Annotated in this window: 18 protein-coding genes; 8 read left to right on the top strand and 10 right to left on the bottom strand. The window is 71.6% G+C overall.

Annotated elements, in window-relative coordinates:
- Positions 1 to 15: 15 nt before the first annotated feature.
- From FHT37_RS07270 to FHT37_RS07260, 3 genes are read left to right on the top strand one after another with little or no spacing between them, the layout of a single operon-like run.
- Positions 16 to 381, top strand: coding sequence for a YqjD family protein (locus tag FHT37_RS07270; protein ID WP_091724791.1), 366 nt, complete (start codon positions 16 to 18; stop codon positions 379 to 381).
- Positions 382 to 394: 13 nt separating this feature from the next.
- On the top strand, positions 395 to 937 hold the full coding sequence (locus FHT37_RS07265) for a hypothetical protein (RefSeq protein ID WP_183479828.1): 543 nt from the start codon (positions 395 to 397) through the stop codon (positions 935 to 937).
- Positions 912 to 1,553, top strand: a complete 642-nt coding sequence (locus FHT37_RS07260; RefSeq protein ID WP_183479826.1) for a hypothetical protein — start codon at positions 912 to 914, stop codon at positions 1,551 to 1,553. The genes FHT37_RS07265 and FHT37_RS07260 overlap by 26 nt, the downstream gene beginning before the upstream one ends.
- Before the next feature lie 50 nt (positions 1,554 to 1,603).
- Here FHT37_RS07260 and FHT37_RS07255 read toward each other — a convergent pair whose 3' ends face one another.
- The 3 genes from FHT37_RS07255 to FHT37_RS07245 all read right to left on the bottom strand — a co-directional run bounded on the left by FHT37_RS07255 (position 1,604) and on the right by FHT37_RS07245 (position 5,791).
- On the bottom strand, positions 1,604 to 2,062 hold the full coding sequence (locus tag FHT37_RS07255; protein ID WP_147242642.1) for a PA2169 family four-helix-bundle protein: 459 nt from the start codon (positions 2,060 to 2,062) through the stop codon (positions 1,604 to 1,606).
- Positions 2,063 to 2,106: 44 nt separating this feature from the next.
- Positions 2,107 to 4,458, bottom strand: coding sequence for an ATP-binding protein (locus tag FHT37_RS07250; protein ID WP_183479824.1), 2,352 nt, complete (start codon positions 4,456 to 4,458; stop codon positions 2,107 to 2,109).
- A gap of 79 nt (positions 4,459 to 4,537) precedes the next feature.
- Positions 4,538 to 5,791, bottom strand: a complete 1,254-nt coding sequence (locus FHT37_RS07245) for an AI-2E family transporter (RefSeq protein WP_175538284.1) — start codon at positions 5,789 to 5,791, stop codon at positions 4,538 to 4,540.
- A gap of 537 nt (positions 5,792 to 6,328) precedes the next feature.
- Between FHT37_RS07245 and rpoN the strand changes: the two genes are divergently transcribed.
- Positions 6,329 to 7,732, top strand: a complete 1,404-nt coding sequence (rpoN, locus tag FHT37_RS07240) for an RNA polymerase factor sigma-54 (RefSeq protein ID WP_221210973.1) — start codon at positions 6,329 to 6,331, stop codon at positions 7,730 to 7,732.
- A 117-nt stretch (positions 7,733 to 7,849) separates the two neighbouring features.
- Here rpoN and FHT37_RS07235 read toward each other — a convergent pair whose 3' ends face one another.
- Complete coding sequence (locus tag FHT37_RS07235; protein ID WP_183479821.1) at positions 7,850 to 8,206, bottom strand: hypothetical protein; 357 nt, start codon at positions 8,204 to 8,206, stop codon at positions 7,850 to 7,852.
- Between the two features lie 83 nt (positions 8,207 to 8,289).
- Between FHT37_RS07235 and FHT37_RS07230 the strand changes: the two genes are divergently transcribed.
- Complete coding sequence (locus tag FHT37_RS07230) at positions 8,290 to 9,411, top strand: mechanosensitive ion channel family protein (RefSeq protein WP_183479819.1); 1,122 nt, start codon at positions 8,290 to 8,292, stop codon at positions 9,409 to 9,411.
- A gap of 173 nt (positions 9,412 to 9,584) precedes the next feature.
- On the opposite strand, the gene otsB is transcribed toward FHT37_RS07230, so the two are convergent.
- The 4 genes from otsB to FHT37_RS07210 all read right to left on the bottom strand — a co-directional run bounded on the left by otsB (position 9,585) and on the right by FHT37_RS07210 (position 13,560).
- Entirely contained in the window at positions 9,585 to 10,370 is a 786-nt protein-coding gene (gene otsB / locus FHT37_RS07225) for a trehalose-phosphatase (protein WP_183479817.1), read from the bottom strand.
- On the bottom strand, positions 10,367 to 12,658 hold the full coding sequence (locus FHT37_RS07220) for a trehalose-6-phosphate synthase (RefSeq protein WP_147242625.1): 2,292 nt from the start codon (positions 12,656 to 12,658) through the stop codon (positions 10,367 to 10,369). The genes otsB and FHT37_RS07220 overlap by 4 nt, the downstream gene beginning before the upstream one ends.
- Positions 12,655 to 13,221 (bottom strand): hypothetical protein, encoded by a 567-nt coding sequence (locus FHT37_RS07215; RefSeq protein ID WP_183479815.1) that lies wholly within the window; start codon positions 13,219 to 13,221, stop codon positions 12,655 to 12,657. Before FHT37_RS07215 ends, FHT37_RS07220 begins: the two co-directional genes overlap by 4 nt.
- Before the next feature lie 126 nt (positions 13,222 to 13,347).
- The gene (locus tag FHT37_RS07210) at positions 13,348 to 13,560 is read right to left on the bottom strand and encodes a hypothetical protein (protein ID WP_175538128.1); all 213 of its coding nucleotides are present in this window, start codon (positions 13,558 to 13,560) and stop codon (positions 13,348 to 13,350) included.
- Positions 13,561 to 13,698: 138 nt separating this feature from the next.
- Between FHT37_RS07210 and FHT37_RS07205 the strand changes: the two genes are divergently transcribed.
- The 3 genes from FHT37_RS07205 (at position 13,699) to FHT37_RS07195 (ending at position 16,103) form a co-directional block, all read left to right on the top strand.
- A complete protein-coding gene (locus tag FHT37_RS07205; RefSeq protein WP_217648416.1) occupies positions 13,699 to 14,691 on the top strand; it encodes an SDR family oxidoreductase in 993 nt (330 codons plus the stop codon).
- Between the two features lie 207 nt (positions 14,692 to 14,898).
- Positions 14,899 to 15,543, top strand: a complete 645-nt coding sequence (locus tag FHT37_RS07200; protein ID WP_091724778.1) for a PAS domain-containing protein — start codon at positions 14,899 to 14,901, stop codon at positions 15,541 to 15,543.
- A complete protein-coding gene (locus FHT37_RS07195; RefSeq protein ID WP_091724777.1) occupies positions 15,540 to 16,103 on the top strand; it encodes a hemerythrin domain-containing protein in 564 nt (187 codons plus the stop codon). The genes FHT37_RS07200 and FHT37_RS07195 overlap by 4 nt, the downstream gene beginning before the upstream one ends.
- Before the next feature lie 13 nt (positions 16,104 to 16,116).
- Here FHT37_RS07195 and FHT37_RS07190 read toward each other — a convergent pair whose 3' ends face one another.
- Positions 16,117 to 17,601: a type II toxin-antitoxin system HipA family toxin gene (locus tag FHT37_RS07190; RefSeq protein WP_183479813.1), complete on the bottom strand. Its 1,485-nt coding sequence runs from the start codon at positions 17,599 to 17,601 to the stop codon at positions 16,117 to 16,119.
- On the bottom strand, positions 17,598 to 17,921 hold the full coding sequence (locus tag FHT37_RS07185) for a helix-turn-helix transcriptional regulator (RefSeq protein ID WP_183479811.1): 324 nt from the start codon (positions 17,919 to 17,921) through the stop codon (positions 17,598 to 17,600). Before FHT37_RS07185 ends, FHT37_RS07190 begins: the two co-directional genes overlap by 4 nt.
- Positions 17,922 to 18,001 lie beyond the last annotated feature (80 nt).

Raw genomic sequence — 18,001 nt, 5'->3', positions numbered from 1 at the left:
GAAAGGAAATTTCCCATGAGCACCACGCCCAACAACGAGAAGAGCGACAAGTCCGTGCCGTTCACGACGGCCGACGACGCCGCCAAGATCGCCAACGGCAGCGCGCCGTCCAGCACCGCCGCGGTCGACCTGGTGAATCGCGTCGCCGACAAGGCCCACGCCACCATCGACCGCCTGGCGACGACCGCCGCGCCGAAGGCGCAGCAATTGCAGAAAAGCCTGGAAGACACGAACGAGCTGCTGCACGAGCGCGCCGACCGGCTGCGCACGACCGGCAACGAGTGGTGCGACAGCCTGCGCGCGAACGTGCGCGAGCATCCGCTGATGGCCGTGGGCACCGCGCTGGCGGTGGGCCTGCTGATCGCGCGTCTGACGCGCTGAGCCCGGCGCGCCCATGAGCGACGTGCCGCACGGCTCGCCGTCCTTCCCGCCCCCGTTCCCGCCACCCTTTCCGCCGCCGCCGTCGCCGCCCTCCGGGGCGCCGCCGGGCAGCGCCGCCGACGCCTCGCCGGGCGCCGCGGTGCCGCCGGGCGGGCAGGGCTGGATGGGCGAGATCCAGGGCATGGCCCGCGCCGCGCGCGGCATGCTGTCCGGCCGCTTGCTGCTGCTGGCGCTGGAGCTCCGCCGGGCCCGGCACGGGCTGGTCAGCCTGGCGATCCTCGGCGTCGTGGCCGCGATCGCCGGCGCGACCGCCTGGCTCGCCCTGTGGGCGCTGCTGGCGGCGCTGGCGGTGCACCTGGGCCTGAGCTGGCCCTGGGCCTTCGCCGGCATCCTGGCCGTCAACCTGCTGCTGCTGCTGTGGGTGGTGGCCGCGATGAAGGCGCTGGCGCCGATGCTGGCGCTGCCGGCCTCGCGTCGCCAGTTCCACTGGCTGTTCAACGATCCGATGGATCCCGAGGCACCGAGCGCCGATGGCCACACCTCAACCCCGCCCTGATCCCCGCCGCATTCCCGACGTCCCCGATCGCGAGCTCGCGACGGAGACGATCGAGGACTTGAACCTGCGCATCGAAATGGCCGAGCTGCGGGTGGTCCGGCGCGACCTGGAGTTCCGCCTGCATTGGGAGGCGCTGCAGCAGCGCGGCAAGGCCGTGATGGTGCCGAGCCGCTGGCTGCTGCCGGCCCTGGGCACCGGCGCGAGCTGGCTGTTCTGGCGCCTGGTGCGGGGCAAGCGCCGCCGTCACGCGCGACATGAGCGCGGCGGGCGGCACGACGCGACCGCGCGGACCTTCCACGCCCATGATCGCGACGCGGCCGCCGGCCCGGCGCACGAGGGCGGCGGCGGCCGGCCGGAACTCGGCATGCTGCAGCTGCTGACGGTGCTGTGGGGCCTGATGCCGACGCGCGTGCGCGGCCGCCTCGGGCCCGAGGTCACGCAGCTGCTGCTGGGCGTGATCGCTGGATTCCTCCAAGGCCGCAAGCAGCAGCGCGAGGAAGCGCGACAGGCGCAGGGCGCGGCGGCGGGCGGCGCGTCAGACCGCGATGCGGCCCAGGATGAAGCCGCGGCGCCGTCTCACGGTCGGCGCCAAGGCCCTCGCCAGGACCCACGCTGAAACGACGAGGAGCGCGCCAGCGGCGCGCTCCCGTGCGGTCCGGGGAGGGCTTACACCTTCTCGGCGTTACGCGCCTGATCGCGCAGCAGCTTGATCTGGTCGTGGTTGCGCAGCACGCCGGCCAGCTGGCGCTGCACCACTTCCAGCACGCCGGCCGGCAGGGGCTTCTGCGCGGCCTTGCGATAGCGGCCCACGGCGGCGTCCTCGCCGCGCTCGCATTCCTCGAGCATGGCCTTGTCGCTGTAGCCGGTCAGGGTGCCCTTGACCGCGACCCAGCCGCGGTGCATCGCGCCGCTGGTGCTGCCGTCATCCTCGGGGGTGCCGCCGTGCTGCCGCACCAGTTGCTGCAACTCCGAGCAGGCTTGGCGGCAGTCCGCCGCGCGCTGCGCGAAGACTTCGCGCAGGCTGGTGCTCTTGACGTGCTCGGCGCAGCTGAGGAAGCCGTATTCGCCGTCCTTGCAGGTCTCGATCAGGGTGTTCAGCTCGTCGATGACATCCTTGTTGTCCATGGCAGTCCTTCCGTTGGGGAGTGGAGATGCCTGGATTCAGCAAGTCACATACCCGTGGGCAGGCCCATCGCGCGCCGCAGCGCCTCCAGGATCTGCGACGGCGAAGCCGGCTTGCGCAGCACGATGAAGGAGGACTCGGCGGTGAGCGCCTCGCTGTAGCCGCTGATCAGCACCACCGGCAGGCCCGGCCGGCGCTTGCGCAGCTCGCGCGCCAGCGCCTGGCCGTCCATCGAGCCGGGCATCACCACGTCCGACAGCACGACGTCCACCGCCGCGCCGCTGCCGAAGAGTTGCAGCGCCTCGTCGGCGTCCTTGGCCGTCAGCACCTGGCACGAGAAGCTGCGCAGCAGGCTGGCGGTGACGCGGTTGAGCTCCTCGTTGTCCTCGACCAGCAGCACCCGCGCGCCGGCCAGCGCGTTGGCGCGCGTCTCCGGTTGCGCCACCTCGTCGCGGGCGCCGCCGCCGGCGGACGCGTTGCTGCGCGCGGGCAGCAGCAGGGTCACCGTCGTGCCGGCGCCCAGCTGGCTGGCGATGCGCGCGGTGCCACCGGCCTGCACGCAGAAACCCAGCACCTGGCTCAGGCCCAGGCCCGTCCCCTTGCCGACCGGCTTGGTGGTGAAGAAGGGCTCGAAGACGCGCACCAGCAGGTCCTCGGGAATGCCGGGCCCCCGGTCGGAGACGCTGATGGCGACGTACTCCCCGGGCGCCAGGTCCTGGACGTCGCCCGGCGCGGCGCGGCCGGCCTCCAGCGTGATCTCGCCCATGCCGTTGGTCGCGTCGCGCGCATTGAGCGCGATGTTGATCAGCGCGAGCTCCAGCTCCGAAGGGTCGACCCGCACGCTCGGCAGGTCCGGCGCCATCGTCATCGTCAGCTGCATGCGCTTGCCCAGCACGGTGGCCAGCAGCTCGTTCATCTCGCCGAGCGTGGAGCGCAGGTCCACCACCTGCGGATGCACCGGCTGGCGGCCCGCCACCCGCAGCAGGTGCTGGGTCAGCCGGCTGCCGACGTCGACCGAACGCATGATCGCGCCCAGCGGCATCGCCAGCGATTCCGCATGCGGGCTGCGCTGGATCAGGTGGGCGCTGTTGCTGATGACGCCCAGCAGGTTGTTGAAGTCGTGCGCGACGCCGCCGGTCAGCCGGCCCAGCGCCGCCGTGCGCTGCGAGCGCGAGCTGAGCTGCTCGGCCTCGCGGGTGCGGTCGATGGCCTCGTTGACGCGGTCCTCGAGCTCCGAGCGCCCCTGCCGGATCGCGACGCTGGCGTCCGCCAGCGCCAGCGCGACCTCGTCGCACTCCAGCATGCCGGTCTTGGGCGCGCGCACCGGCTCGCCGGCGCGCAGCTCGCTGGCGATCGCGCTGAGCGCGTGGATCGGGCCGGAGATGCGCCGGCTGATCCACAGCGCGCCGAACATGCCGACCAGCACCAGCAGCAGCGCGCCGATGGCGATCGGCTGCAGCGCGGTGCGGCCGCCCAGCCCGCCCATGCCGCTGTCGCGCGGCACCGCGGTCACCACCGTCCAGCCCTGCGGCGACTTGGTGAAATAACCGACCACCGGCTTGCCGTCCAGGTTGACCGAGTCGAAGCGCGCTTCCTCGCGCGTGGCCATCAGGCGCCGGAGATCGTCGGTGCCGGGGCGGCCGGCGTAGCTGATGCCGCCCGGGTGGCGGGCGACCACCGTGCCGCGGCCGTCCATGATCGTGGCGGTCCAGTCGGGCGGGAGCCGCTGGGCATCGATGATCTGCTGCATCTCCTGCGGCAGGACGCTGATGCTCATGTTGAGCCAGACATGCCCGCCGCGCTCGATCGGCTGGACGATCTGCGCGCGCAACTGGCCGGTCGCGGGGTCCGGCCCGAGGTCGCCGATGACGGCCTGCTCGATCAGCGGGACGGCCTCGCGGACCAGCACCGGGCGCGAGGCGGCCGTCGTGGGCAGCTCGAGGGGCGCTGGCGCTGCGGCGACGGCTGCCGGGCCGGTCACCGCCAGCCCCGGTGCGGACGCGGCGGCCGCCGGCGCGAGCGGCGTGTCGGGCACGCGGCCGCTGGCCAGGCGGGTGCTGAAGAGCGTGCGGCCGGGCGCGTTCAGCTCGACCCAGCCCGACAAGCCCTGCATCGCGCGGCGCGACTGCAGCTCCAGCATCGCCAGGTCGTCCTGCGGGACCTGCGGCGCGCTGTCCAGGATCTGCGACAGCGACAGCACCCGCGCGATGCCGGCGCGGCGCGCCAGTTCCTTGTCCACCACCATCGAGAGCGCGCGCGTGCTGTCGCGCATGTGGCGCACGGTGGCTTCCTGCTCGTCGCTCCAGGTCCGCCAACTGACCCACAGCGCCGCGATGATGCCCGGCAGCATCACGGACAGGACGAGCACGAGCAGGCGGGAACGGATCGGCAAAGGCATGGGCGGTGCGGCGGAGGAACGGTCATGCCGCCGCGGCCAGAGGCCGGCGGCGCGGACGCGGGAGCGTCGCGGCGGCAGATTATGGGCGGTGCTGTTCAAGGGCGTCGGGACGGGCCGCCGGGGCGGCGCCGTCGAGGGAAGTCACGGGCGACGTCGAGGAGGGCGGGACCGCCGAGACGGCGGCCGGCGACAAGGGCGTCGACGACAAGGGCGGCGGGCGCAGCAAGCTGCTCAGCGGCGGGCAGGGCCGGTCGCTGCCGCGCAGGTAGACCGCGACGGGACGCATGTGGCGGTTGCGCTGGCTGATGCTGCGCAGGCAGATCAGCAGCGGCACCGCGAGCACCGCGCCCGCGACGCCCCAGAGCCAGCCCCAGAACATCACCGACAGCAGCACCGACAGCGGGTTCATCGACAGCCGCTTGCCGATCACCATCGGCGTCACGAAGTTGGATTCGATCCCGTGGATGCAGAGGTAGGCCAGCACCGGCGCGCTCATCGCCGCGAAGCCCGCGTCGCCCAGCGCCGAGGCCAGCGAGGCGGCCAGCAGCAGGCCGCACATGATCAGCGGCCCGAGGTAGGGAATGAAGTTGAGCAGCCCGGCCAGCGCGCCCCACAGGCCCGGGTTGGGCAGGTCTACCATCCACATCGTGCCGGCCACCACCAGCCCCATGCCGACGTTGATCGCGGTGACCGAGGCCACGTAGCGCGAGATGTCGCGCTGGGCGGCGCGCAGTCCTCCCAGCACCATCGCGCGCAGCCGCGGGCGGTGAGGCAGGAGCTCGATGCAGCGCGACAGCACCCAGTGCTCGGAGGCCAGCAGGAAGTACAGCAGGATGGTCGTCGCCGCGGCCGACACCAGGAACTTCAGGCCGCCGCCCAGCACCTGCGCCGTCAAGGCGACGCCTTCGCTGGCCAGGCGGTCGCGCACCGGGTCGGCGGGCGGGGCGGGCGCGCGGCCGGCGCTGCGCCGCTCGACCGGCGGGCCGAAACCCGGAATCGACGCGCGCCACCGGTCGACCCGGTTCAGCGCCTGCGTCACCGCCTCGGGCGCGCGCTGCCACCATTGCGCGGCAGGCTCCGCGAGGAGCGCCACGCTCAGCACGCTGCAGCCCACCACGGTCGTCACCAGCATCGCGGCGCTCACCGATTCGGGCATGCCATGGTGCCGCATCGTCCGCACGGCCGGCGCCAGCACGAAGGTGAGGATCAGGGCCACCAGGACCGGCAGCACGATGGCGCTCGCTTCCTTCAACAGGAAGACCAGCGCGATCAAGAGGAGGCCCCGCGTCGCCCAGCGGCGCATCGTGGTCGGGGGCAGGGTGGCGGCTCGCAAGATGTAAGGATGACGGAGGGACGGGGCTGTCGGACGCTCGAAGCAAGCCCCGGGCCAGCCGTCGTGCCGCTCGCGTCCATGACCCGAGGGCGCGCGGGACCCAGGCACGGTACGGGTGGTTACCCGCCCAACGGACTGGAATGGCGCGCCGGCGAGCGGGCACGACCACGCCGGCCATCGGTAAACGGTGCCGAAAGCCTTGCTCGATCGAGCCGGTGAAAGAGGGCCCGCGACCTTGCGGGACGCCGCGGACCGGCGCGCGAGCGATGAATCCGAGGTCGCCGTCGCGTCCGACCAATTCGCCGGCAGGCCCCGTGCCCAGTGGGTTTGCGGCTTTCGGGCAGGCACGCCGGATGACGCCGGCTCCGCGATGTGAAACCGTCGCGGCGAGGTGGCATGGTCCTTGCGCAGAAGGACCATCAGGCCGGTTCGCCGGCACTGCCTGCAACCCGTTCCCGTCCTCCGCGGCGGGGACCTCCGGAACCGGTTGCGGGCAGTTTCATCCTCTACCGGACAGGAGTCTCACAAGTGGGAGCAATGGAACTCAGGCACGAGCACAAGCAGTCGCAGACACTGTCGCCTCGCCTCCAGCATGCCGTGCGGCTGCTGCAGATGTCCTCGCTGGATTTCTCCACCATGGTCACCGACATGCTGGGGCGCAATCCCTTCCTCGAAGTCACCGAGGGCTCGGATGAAGCCCTGCCGCTGGACGCCGACGTGCCGGTGGCGCCGTCGCCGGTGATGGCCGAAACCCCGGAGCCGCTGCCGGACGATCGCGAGATCTGGCGCGCGGAGAGCTCCGGCTCGATGCGCCGCGCCGAAGACGGCGAACTCAGCGCGCTCGAGATGACCGCCGCGCAGACCTGCCTGCGCGAGCACCTGCGCAGCCAGCTCAACGTGCTGCGGCTGTCGCCGCGCGACCTGGTGCTGGCCACCATCGTGGCCGAATCGGTCGACGACGACGGCTACCTGCGCAGCTCGCTGGAGGAGCTGGCCGCGGTGGCCCAGATGCAACCGCCGGTGGCGCTGGAAGAGATGCAGATCGCGCTCAAGCGCGTGCAGGCGCTGGACCCGCTGGGCGTGGGCGCGCGCAGCGTCGCGGAATGCCTGCTGCTGCAGCTGCCCAAGATCGAGGACGCCCGCAGCCGCCGGCTGGCCGAGCGCATCATCACCCAGCACCTGAACCTGCTGGCCTCGCGCGACATTCCGGCGCTGGCGCAGTTGCTGGATGTCAGCGTGGCGGAAGCGGAGGCGGTCTGCCTGAAGCTGCGCCGCTTCGATCCTCGGCCGGGCTGGCGCTACGAGACGACGCAGGCCGCCTACATCGTGCCGGACGTGCTGACGACCAAGGTGCGCGGCCAGTGGCGGGTGCAGCTCAATCCGGCGGTCATTCCCAAGGTGCGGATGAACCAGGTCTATGCGGAGCTGTTCCAGCGCCATCGCCAGCAGGGGCATGCCGAGATGGCCAACCACCTGCAGGAGGCGCGCTGGACGATGCGCAACATCGAGCAGCGCTTCTCGACCATCCTGGACGTGGCCAGCGCGATCGTGCGCCGGCAGCGCCACTTCCTCGAGTTCGGCGCGATGGCGATGAAGCCGCTGGGGCTCAAGGAGATCGCCGACGAGGTCGGCATCCATGAATCGACCGTCTCGCGGGTGACCAACAACAAGTACCTGGCGACGCCCACCGGCGTGTACGAGCTCAAGTACTTCTTCTCCCGCGCGATCGTGAGCAGCAACGGCAGCGCCTGCTCCGGCACGGCGATCCGCGGGCTGATCAAGGACATCATCGAGGCCGAGCGGCCCGAGAACCCGCTGTCCGACGCCGAGATCACGCGCCAACTGGCCCGCCAGGGCCTGGTGGTGGCGCGGCGCACGGTGACCAAGTACCGCCAGATGCTGCGCATCGACGCCGTTGAGCGGCGCCGCCAGCACAGCTGACGACCGACGATCAATCCCGAGGCGCGATGGAGACAAGGACAGGGCCCGAAGAGGCCCTGTTTTCATTGGCGCGTGCCGTGCGGTCGCGCGGTGCGCCGTGGAGGCGCGGTGCGGTGGTCAGCCGCCGCCGCGGCGCGTGGGGCCGGAGGGCGCCGGTCCGGGGACCAGCCGGTCGCGCCGCTCGGCATCCAGGCCGGGTGTGGTGCGCAAGTCGGTATCGACCTGCCCCTGCTGGAGGTCGTCGCCCGCCTGGCCCATGACTTCGCGCTGGCGCTCGCCCGCGGCGCCGGTACCGTGGCTGCCGGTCGAGTCGCCGCGCACGCTCTGGTCGCGTTCGTGCGGCAGCTGCATATCCTCCTGGTGCTGTGGCTGCGCGTCGGGCGCCTGCGTGCCCGGCGCGACCGGCGCCTGGTCCAGCAGGCGCCGCGGTTGCGACGCGTCGCCGGGCGACGGACGGGTCTTGCTGTCGGCCATGTCGGTCTCCTGATCGTGGAATCACTCCCCGTCCGGCAAGCGGGCGGCCCGGCGTCGGAACGGGACTTGCCGGTCCGGGCCGCATGCAAGCCTGGAAGACCCGATTCAACGTCCTCGATGCCGACCTGCTGTTGTGGGGTCAGTTGTTGCTCGGCGCACTGGCCGTGGTGGCGGGCGCGCTCCTGCTGCACGCGATCCTGCGGCCGATCGCGCTGCGGCTGACCCGCTTCTCGCCGCTGCTGACCGCGGTGGTGAAACGCTGCGACAACCCCGCGCGCTGGGCATTGCCGCTGATCGGCCTGCTGATCGCCGCCCAGGGCGTGCCCGATACCGTCGCCGGCATCGGCGGCGTGCAACACCTGCTGGGCGTGCTGACCATCCTCGCGCTCGCGGCCGTCGGCGCCGGGGCGATCACCGGCGTCGCGCAGGGCGTGGCGCTGATGCATCCGGCCGACGTCGAGGACAACCTCGCGGCACGCCGCATCCAGACCCAGACCAAGGTGCTCGCCCGCGTGGCCAAGGGCGCGGTGATGCTCACCGCGCTGGCCTTCGTGCTGATGACCTTCCCCCGCGCGAAACAGGTCGGCGCCAGCCTGCTGGCCTCCGCCGGCATCGCCGGCCTCGTCTTCGGCCTGGCCGCACGCACGGTCTTCGGGAACCTGCTCGCCGGCCTGCAGATCGCCATGGCCCAACCCATCCGGCTCGACGACGTGCTCATCATCGAAGGCGAATGGGGACGGGTGGAGGAAATCACCTCCACCTACGTCGTGCTCAAGGTCTGGGATGAACGCCGGCTCGTCATCCCGCTGCAATGGTTCATCGAACACCCGTTCCAGAACTGGACGCGCACCAGCGCCAGCATCCTCGGCACCGTCATGCTGTGGGTCGACTTCACGCTCCCAGTCCAGGATCTGCGGGAGAAGGCCATGGCGATGTGCAAAGCTTCAACCCATTGGGATGGGCGCGTCTGCGGCGTGCAGGTCGTCGAGACCACCGAGCGCACCATGCAGATCCGCGTGCTGGTCAGCGCGAAAGACTCCGGGAAAGCCTTCGACCTGCGATGCGAGTTGAGGGAAGGGCTCATCGCCTGGCTGCAGAAAACCTATCCGCAGTCGCTGCCCAGGGTGAGGGCGCTTGTGGAAGACGTGCCAGCGCCGGCGGCACCCGTCATCAAACCCTCGTTGCCGCCGTCGCCGGCGCCTTGAAGGCGGCTGGTTCTGCGGAGACCGAGCGCCGCTCAGTCCGACCGGGTCCCCTTTTCTCCATCTCCCTCCTTTGGCGGCCGCCCCGGCCGCCAAATTCCCTCCTTAAGTTCCGAAAAGGGGACCCGGTCGGACTGAGCCCGTTGCACCGACGTCCTGCGACGTCACGTGCGGCGTCAGGGGCGCGCGTAGGAGCCGGAGCTGTCGAGGTGCGAGAGCATCAGACGCAGGACTTCGTCGATCTCCGACTGCTCCTGGAGGTAGTAGCGCGCGTGGCTGTGGTCCAGGCGAGGACCGATGCGCACCGTCACCCAGTCGTCGCCCGCACGCTCGAAGGCAGGCTCGTCGTTGGTGTCGTCGCCGACGTAGAAACCAGCCTCGGCACCGTAGCGGCGGGCCAGGCGCTGCATGGCGTCGCCTTTGTCCGGCGCGTTCTCGACCAGGATGTTGACCACGCGCTTGCCATGCTCCGCCTCGACGCCCGGCGGCAACTCGCGCATGAGCGTCGCGATCGCCTCGCGCGCCAGCACCGGGTCGGGCGCCAAGCGGTAATGGATGGCGAGCGAGGCGCCCTTGTCCTCGATGGTCGCGCCCGCGTCGGCCAGCATCGGCGCGAGGCGCCGCGCCCGTTCCCGGAAGGCCTCGAGCGTGGTGACCAGGCGCGGGTCCGGGCCGTCGAACTCGTCCTCCGCGCCGTGGTTGCCGACGATGTGCGTGGGCTTGAAGCCGAGCCGGTGCCGGACGTCCAGGACCTGGCGGCCGCTGACGACCGCGATCGGCACGCGCTCCGCGAGCCGCGCGAGCAGGGCCGCCGTGCGCGCCGGGATGCGCGCCTCGTCCGGATGCATGACGATGGGCGCGAGCGTGCCGTCGAAATCGAAACCAAGCAGCGGTCGGCGGGTCATGAGGCGGGCGAGCGCGGCGCGGCCCTCCGCGTCGAGCAGGTATCGCACCGGCTTCATGGCGTGAGGGCCTCCTCGCCGGACTCGCGCGCACGGCGCTGCACGCGCCGCGTGATGCGCTCGCGCAGCCGCCACTGGCCGGCGTCCGTCAACATGCGGCCGGCCCAGCGGTAGACGTTGAACTCGCGCACCGTCATGCGCAGGCTGGCCATGCGCTCGCGCTGCTCCTGCGGCGGCATGGTGGCGGCGCGGTGCAAGGCATCGGTGGTTTCCTCGACGTGGTACGGGTTGATGACCAGCGCCTCCGGCAGCTCGCGCGCGGCGCCAGCGAAGCGGCTGAGGATGAGCACGCCCTGGTCGTCGTCGCGCGCGGCGATGAATTCCTTGCAGACGAGGTTCATGCCGTCGTGCAGGCTGGTGACGACGCACATGTGGGCCGCGCGGTAGAGCTCCATCAGGGCCGAGTGGTCGTGGTGCTCGGCCAGCAGCAGCACCGGCTTGTAGCCCGCGCCGCCGAAGCGCAGGTTGATGCGCTCGGTGACGCGGTGGATGCGGTCCTGGAACTCGCGGTATTCCTCCAGTGCGCTGCGCGTGGGCGCGGCGACCTGCACGAGGACGAAGCGGCCCTGCCACTGCGGGTACTTCTCGAGCAGGCGCTCGACCGCGTGCAGCCGCTCCAGGATGCCCTTGGTGTAGTCGAAGCGGTCGACACCGACCGCCATGACGGTGTCGGGCGCCAGGCCCAGCCGCTCGAAGACCGCCGCGCGCGCGTCCGCCGGCGAGGGCCAGCCGGCGCGCTCCTCGTCGGTCGGCCAGGCGATGGAGATGGGGTAGCTCTGCACCAGCGTGGGCTCGCCCTGGTAGCTGATGGTGGAGTGCTCGTGCTCGATGCGGGCCTCCAGGTAGCGGTCCACGGTCTCGGTGAAGTTCTTGCAGTGGAAGCGGGTGTGAAAACCGAGGATGGTGCTGCCCAGCATGCCCTGCAGCAACTCGCGCCGCCACGGGCAGATGCCGAAGGACTCCGGGTTGGGCCAGGGGATGTGCCAGAAGGTGATGATCGTCGCCTTGGGCAGCTTCTCTCGCACCATCGCCGGCAGCAGCGCGAAGTGGTAGTCCTGCACCAGGACCACGGGGTCGTCGCCGCGCGCCTCGGCCACGACGGCGTCGGCGAAGCGCTGGTTGACCGCGCGGTACTGCGCCCAGTCGGATTCGCGGAAGACCGGTCGCACATGGGCGACGTGGCACAGCGGCCAGAGGCCTTCGTTGGCGAAGCCCTGGTAGTAGCCGCGCTCTTCCTCGTCGCTGAGCCAGATGCGGCGCAGCACGTACTCCTGCGTGTCGGGCGGGACGGCGACGCGGTCGTTGGCGTCGACGACGTCCTGGTCCGCGCTGCCGCTGCCGTGCGCGATCCAGGTGCCGGAGCAGGCGCGCATGACTGGCTCGACCGCGGTGACCAGGCCGCTGGCGGGCCGGCTGACCGAGATGCCGCCCGGGCCGCGCTGGTGGATGTAGGGCTCGCGGTTGGAGACGACGATGACCTGGTCGCCGCGCAGCTGCGTGCGCAGCAGGCCGCGCAGGCGGTCGGGGTCCCAGGGCGTGAGCGGGCCGTGCTCGCGGTAGAGGTTGTCCTCGAGTTCGCGGATGTGCTGCCGGATCTCGACCTCCAGCGGCTGCAGCTCGGGCGGCGCGGTCTGCGGGCCACTGCCGTCGGAAGCGGCGCCGCCCAGCAGCGGCCGCACCAGGCCCTCGCCGCGCAGGATCGCGCGCATGCCGGAGACCCAGCCGCGCCAGCTCAGCTGCGCCACGACCATCGTGATGCCCGCGACCGCCAGGCCCAGCACCGTGATGAAGATGATCATGTAGCGCCGCGTGTCCAGGCTGCGGCGGTCGGGCAGGCTCAGGTCGTGCAGCAGCACGAGGCGGTCGGAGTCGGCCTGCTGCGGATTGACCGGGAAGACGCCCACGTGCACCGCGCCGCTGGCCAGCTCCAGCCGCGGATCCTTGCGCGCGGCGGTGATCTCGGCCTCCTTGCAGCCCAGCGTGTCGGGGAAGCCCTTGGTGCTGAGCACCTGCGTGCCGTCGGCCGCGCACATGGCGATGCCCACCAGGCGCTCGTCGAGCACGCCGCGCTCGAGCAGGTTGCGCAGGCGGTCGCGCTTGGCGGTGGGATCGATGTCGGCGATGGCGACGGAGAGGGTCTTGGCGACCATCTCGCCGCGGGCGCTCAGGTCGCGCGAGAACCAGCGCAGCGTCATCCGGTCCAGCAGCGGCAGCGCCAGCAGCGCCGCGACGGTCAGCGTGATCAGCAGCGGAACCAGGAAACGGATCTGGAGATGCAGCGACTTCATGCGCGGCTGCCTGCGCGTCGGGGCGCAGGGTCTGCCAGGACGTCGAAGTCCTCGTCGTAGTCGCCGTAGTCGCTGTCGTTCTCAGCGTCCGCGCTGGCGCGGGGATGGTCGCGCAGCGCGTGCATGCCGCCCAGCGCCAGGCCGGCCGCGAAGCCGCCGTAGATCATCAGCAGGCTCATCGCCGAAGGCGGGCGCGTGCCGGCGGCGGTGGCGCGTTTGTCGGCGCCAGGGGTGAGCACGCTGGGCGCGACGACGCGGTCGACGCCGACGGCGACGGCCGTGAGCAGCAGCGCGTCGGTGACGGCGTTGCCGCGGGTGGGGCGGTCACGCAGGGCCCGCAGGCGGTCGTAGAGCGCGCCCCACACCAGGCCGGTGGCGGTGTGTAGCAAAAGGTTGGCGGCGGAGGATTTCAGCGGCGGACGGCCGACGCGGTACTCGGAACGACCGACCAGATGGGCATGGTCGGACCGGCTGCCGCGCAACAGCGCCAGCCCCGAGAACAGGCTGGCCAACACGCCGTCGGCGCATGCCCGGCGCAGCGCCGGGAGCAGCAATGCATTCAAAGGCGACTCCTGTGACAGAGGGAAACAAGCCCCTGTCATTGGCAATCGCCGTGCCGCCCGATGCTGGTGCGCGCCTCTCTCCGAACGCGCCGCCCGCGATTCGCCCGCTCGCCCAGCCGCCCGAAGTCAGTTGATGGCGGTGGGCGGCGGCATGTAGGGCGGCTCGCGCACCGGGATCGGGTTCTCGCCAGGGATGGGCGGGTCGATGACGTCGGGCGGCTGGTCGTCCGGCTCCGGCGTGGGGCCGTGCGGCGGCGGCGGCACGAAAGGCACCTCGTTCGGATGCGGCGGGCTGGGCGGCACCGTGTGGGCGTGGAGCGGCGGAGCGAATGGCGTCATGAGCGGTCCTTGTGTCGCACGGGTGCCTGCAAGCGGCGCGCCCGGTTTCAAGTGGCGGCTTCGCCGCCATGGAGGCGCGCAGCCCGGTCCGGCGCTTGCCGAATCCCGGCATCGACGACCGTTCCCAAGGAGTACCCCATGACGACGAAGACCGCGAAGGACACCGTGGAGAAGCAGCAGCACGTGCAGCATCAGCAGGACGTCAAGGACCAGGAGAAGCAGGCCAAGGAAGCCGGCAGGAAGTCCTCGAAGGACGAGCCGGTGCAGGCCGGCGCGCGCGAGCAGCCCAGCCGCTTCCCCACGCAACACCTGGACAAGCCGGGCGAGGAGGGCGATCTCGACCTCGCACCGCGTTTCCTGGCGCCGGACTACCGCGGCAGCGGCAAGCTCGAGGGCATGACGGCGATCGTCACCGGCGGGGACTCCGGCATCGGGCGCGCGGTGGCGGTGCTGTTCGCCCGCGAGGGCGCGGACGTGGCCATCGTCTACCTCAGCGAGGACGAGGACGCGCGCAAGACCGCCAGCCATGTGGAGGCCGAGGGCCGCCAGTGCGAGCTGATCAAGGGCGACGTGCAGGACCGGGAGTTCTGTCGGCAAGCAGTGCAGAAGGTCGTGCAGCGCTTCGGACGGCTGGACGTGCTGGTCAACAACGCGGCCTTCCAGGAGCACGCCGAGACGCTGGCCGACCTGACCGAGGAACGGCTGGAGCTGACCTTCCGGACCAACATCTTCGGCTACTTCCACATGGCCCAGGCGGCCCTGCCGCACCTGAAGCAGGGCGCGAGCATCATCAACACCGGCTCGGTGGTGGGCCTGCGCGGCAGCGCGACGCTGCTGGACTACGCCTCGACCAAGGGCGCGATCCATGCCTTCACCAAGTCGCTGGCGCAGAACCTGCTGCCGCAAGGCATCCGCGTCAACGCGGTCGCGCCCGGGCCGGTGTGGACGCCGCTCAACCCGGCCGACTCGCCCGCCAAGAAGGTGTCCGAGTTCGGCGCCACCAGCGACATGAAACGCGCCGCGCAGCCCGAGGAGCTGTCGCCGGCCTACGTCTACCTCGCCTCGCCCGTGTGCTCGGGCTACGTGACTGGCATCGTGCTGCCGGTGACCGGCAGCGTGGGCGCCATTTGAGGATCAGCCCGACGCCGCCTTCCATGCCGCCTTCGACCTTGGCTCCGACGCCGGTTCCCCCAGCGCGCTCCGAGCGGCGCGCCGGGGGGGGCGATGCGCGGCCGCTGTCCCCGGATCGGGGACGGCACCGCGATTGCCCGGAGCCTGTCGAAGGCGGTTCCCCGCCCGCGCCACCCGCCCTCCGGAAGTTCCAAGGAGACCCGCCTCATGAACGACAAGGCCTTCGAGACGCCCTGGCACCTGGTGTGGTGCGCCGACGTCGCGAGTCAACGCCTGCTGCATGTCAGCGCCTCGGTGGAAGGGCTGCTCGGCCTGACCCCGCAGTCGCTGCTCGACGACCCGATCCAGTGGAACCACGCGGTGCTGCCGGCCGATGCCGGCGAGCTGCCGCGGCCGTTCTGCGCCGACGATCTGCCGCATGGCGACGGGCATGTGCGCGAGTACCGGATGATCGGCGCCGACCTGCACCTCTACCGCGTGCGCGACCGGCGCTTCCGCCGCCGCGATCCGCTCAGCGGCGAGTTGCGGACCCTGGGCGTGATCGAGGCACTCGGCGAAGCGCCGCTCGATGCGCAGGCGCTCGGGGAGTCGTCCTGGCAGCAGTTGTGGGAGGGGCCGGACGCCGCCTCGCCGCCCGCGCCAGGCCCGACCGAGGCGCCGAAGCGCTCCGAAGAAACCGCGCCCGCGGAGCCGCCCGCGCCCGGCCCAGAGCAGGCGCCCCATGAGCATCCGGACGATCCAGGCGTCCACCCCGACGGCCCCCGGCGCTATCACGACGACCACGCCACGCCGGCCAGGCAACGCCTGGCGCAGCCGCTGGCGGAGTGCCTCGAGCAAGGGGAACCGGCATGAGAGCCCATGTCCTGCCGAGGACCGAGTTCCGCGCCGACCTGATGGCGCGGGATGAGGTCGTGGCCCTCCTGATCGACGACCACCAGCGCGCGCAGCACGCCTTCCACCAGTTCGACCGGCTCTGGGCGCTGGGGGACCACGAGTCCTGCGAGGCGCTGGTGCGCCGCACCTGCGCGCTGCTGACGGTGCATGCGACGCTGGAGGAAGAGCTGTTCTACCCGGCGGTGCGCAAGTGTCCGGAGGTCGGCGCCGTGGAGCGCCGGCTGATCAACGAGGCCGAGATCGAGCACCTGGTCGTGCGCATCCTGATGTCGCAGTTGCGGCGCATGCGCGCGGACGACGCGCAGTTCGCGCCCCTGGTCGGCGTGCTGGGCCGCTACGTCAGCCATCACGCCAAGGACGTGGAGCAGGGCATCCTGCCGCGGCTGACGCACGCCTCATCGGTGGACTGGTCGTCCCTGTCGACCGCGCTGCGGCGCCGTCGCGACGAGCTGGAACGGCAGTGGCGCGACGAACTCGCCCAGGAGAGCGCGGAATACGAGCGGCAGCAGGACGCCTGAGCGTCCATGGGCCTCAGCCCGAGGCCGCCTCGCCGTCGTGGCGTTCGGCCATGGGGGCCGTCGGGGATGCCTGTGCCGTCTGGACAGACTGGGCCGTCTGGGCCTTTGCGGCGGTGCGTGCCGCGCGTCGCGCCAGCGATGCCACCAGCTCATGCGCCTGGAAGTGCGCCAGCAGCCGCTGCTTCTGCTGCGCGGTCAGCAGGGACGCCTCGATCATTTCGGGCCAGTGCGCGAAGGCCGCCTTGACGCAGCGCGAGATCGCCTGCTCCGCCGGCTTGACCGGGATGCGCAGCCGGTCGCAGAAGGCCTGCAGCAGCGCCGGCGACATCGACTGCGGCGCCGTCGCCGCGCCTTCGGAAGCCCGCGCGGCCCGCGGCAGGTACTCCGGCGGCAGGATCAGCAGCGCATGGCCGCGCAGGCGGTGGTACACCGCGTAGGCGACCAGGTCGTAGGCCGGCGAGAACGTCGGCGTGAGGCCGTCGAGGTAGCGCACGCCGAGGTTCTTCAGATGCATGTCGGCATTGCCGACCATCTCGTTGACCACCAGCCGGCGCAGCAGCTCATGCACCGCCGGCTGCCCCATCGAGGGCTCGGCCATCAGCACCGCGGCGATGTCGAGGTAGGTCACCGGGCGTCCGTCGGGGCCACCGCCGTACTTGTCCTCCGGCATGCGGCCCAGGATCTGGGCGAAGTCCTCGACGTGGATGCGCCCGGCCGGCGAGCGGTCGAAGCGCGTCACCGCGAGGAAGCGGGTCTGCCCCGTCGCGTCGCCGAGGTCGTAGCCATGCGGCAGGCCCAGGCGCTCCAGCGGCTCGAGCGCCGCGTCGCAGGTGTCCACGCCGGCCGCGCGCGCCAGGCGCAGCGTCAGGTCCTCGACCTCCGGCAGCAGCGGCTGCCCGACGACCGGCAGCTTGGCGATGATGTGGGTGTCGTGGTCCTTGGTGCGGCCGACGTAGCGGTCGCCATCGCGGATCACGCCGAGCTTGGGCTGCACGCCCGACAGCGACACGCCTTCCTCGAGCGGATCGGCGGTGACCGACATCTCCAGCGCGTCCTGGCCCTGGGTCACGTAGCGGGCGAGCTCGTCCCGCGACAACGCCACCGGCAGCGCGTGGACCTTGCCGGGCAGATCCTTGCCGCACGCGGCCAGCATCTCGAAGTGGTCGGTCGGGGCGCACTGGCGCAGCGCGGCGACGTGGTCGCGGAAGACGCCCTCGGGCAGCAGGTTCTGGAAGAAGGCCGGCAGCAGCCAGCCGTTCTTCGCGGAGTGGCGACCGTTGAAGCTGGCGGACCGGATGTCGCGCCAGACCGCCGCCTGCGCCTGCGGCGTGGCCGCGCGCATCGACAGCGACAGCGTGGGCATGACGGCGCCGGCGCGCGCGACCAGGTCCTCGTCGGCGACGAAGCGGTTGGTGACCGCCGCACCGGGCAGGGCGTACTGGAACAGCACGCCCAGGCGGAGCTCCCCCAGGTGGATGGCCAGCGCCTTGACGTTCATCGCGGCCCCTTGGCGGCGGAGGACCCGGCGGGCGCGTGCAGCGCGTCCAGCGCCTCGGTGACGACGGACCGGACCGGCGGGCCGAGTTCCTCGCCTGCGCCCAGTGCCCGCGCCGCGCCCTTGGGCACCAGCAGCAACTCCAGTCCCAACCGGTCGGCCAGCGCCATCAGCGTGGTGAGACGGAAGTCCTCCTCGCCGCTGAGCACATGGGTCAGCGTGCGCGGCGACACGCCGGACGATTCCGCCAGACGCGCCTGCGTCCAGCCGTTGCGCTTGGCGGCATCGCGCAGGGTGCCGGCGATTTCCGGGAGGGTGAGCATGGTAATGAATTGCTGATCGATGGTTAAACCGTAGTTTATTGCCAGATCGGCTTCAAGAGATTGGCAATATATTGCGCATA

It is taken from the genome of Mitsuaria sp. BK037, from assembly GCF_014193045.1.
Lineage (GTDB): Bacteria > Pseudomonadota > Gammaproteobacteria > Burkholderiales > Burkholderiaceae_C > Roseateles.
This window is presented reverse-complemented; position numbering and strand designations above follow the sequence as displayed.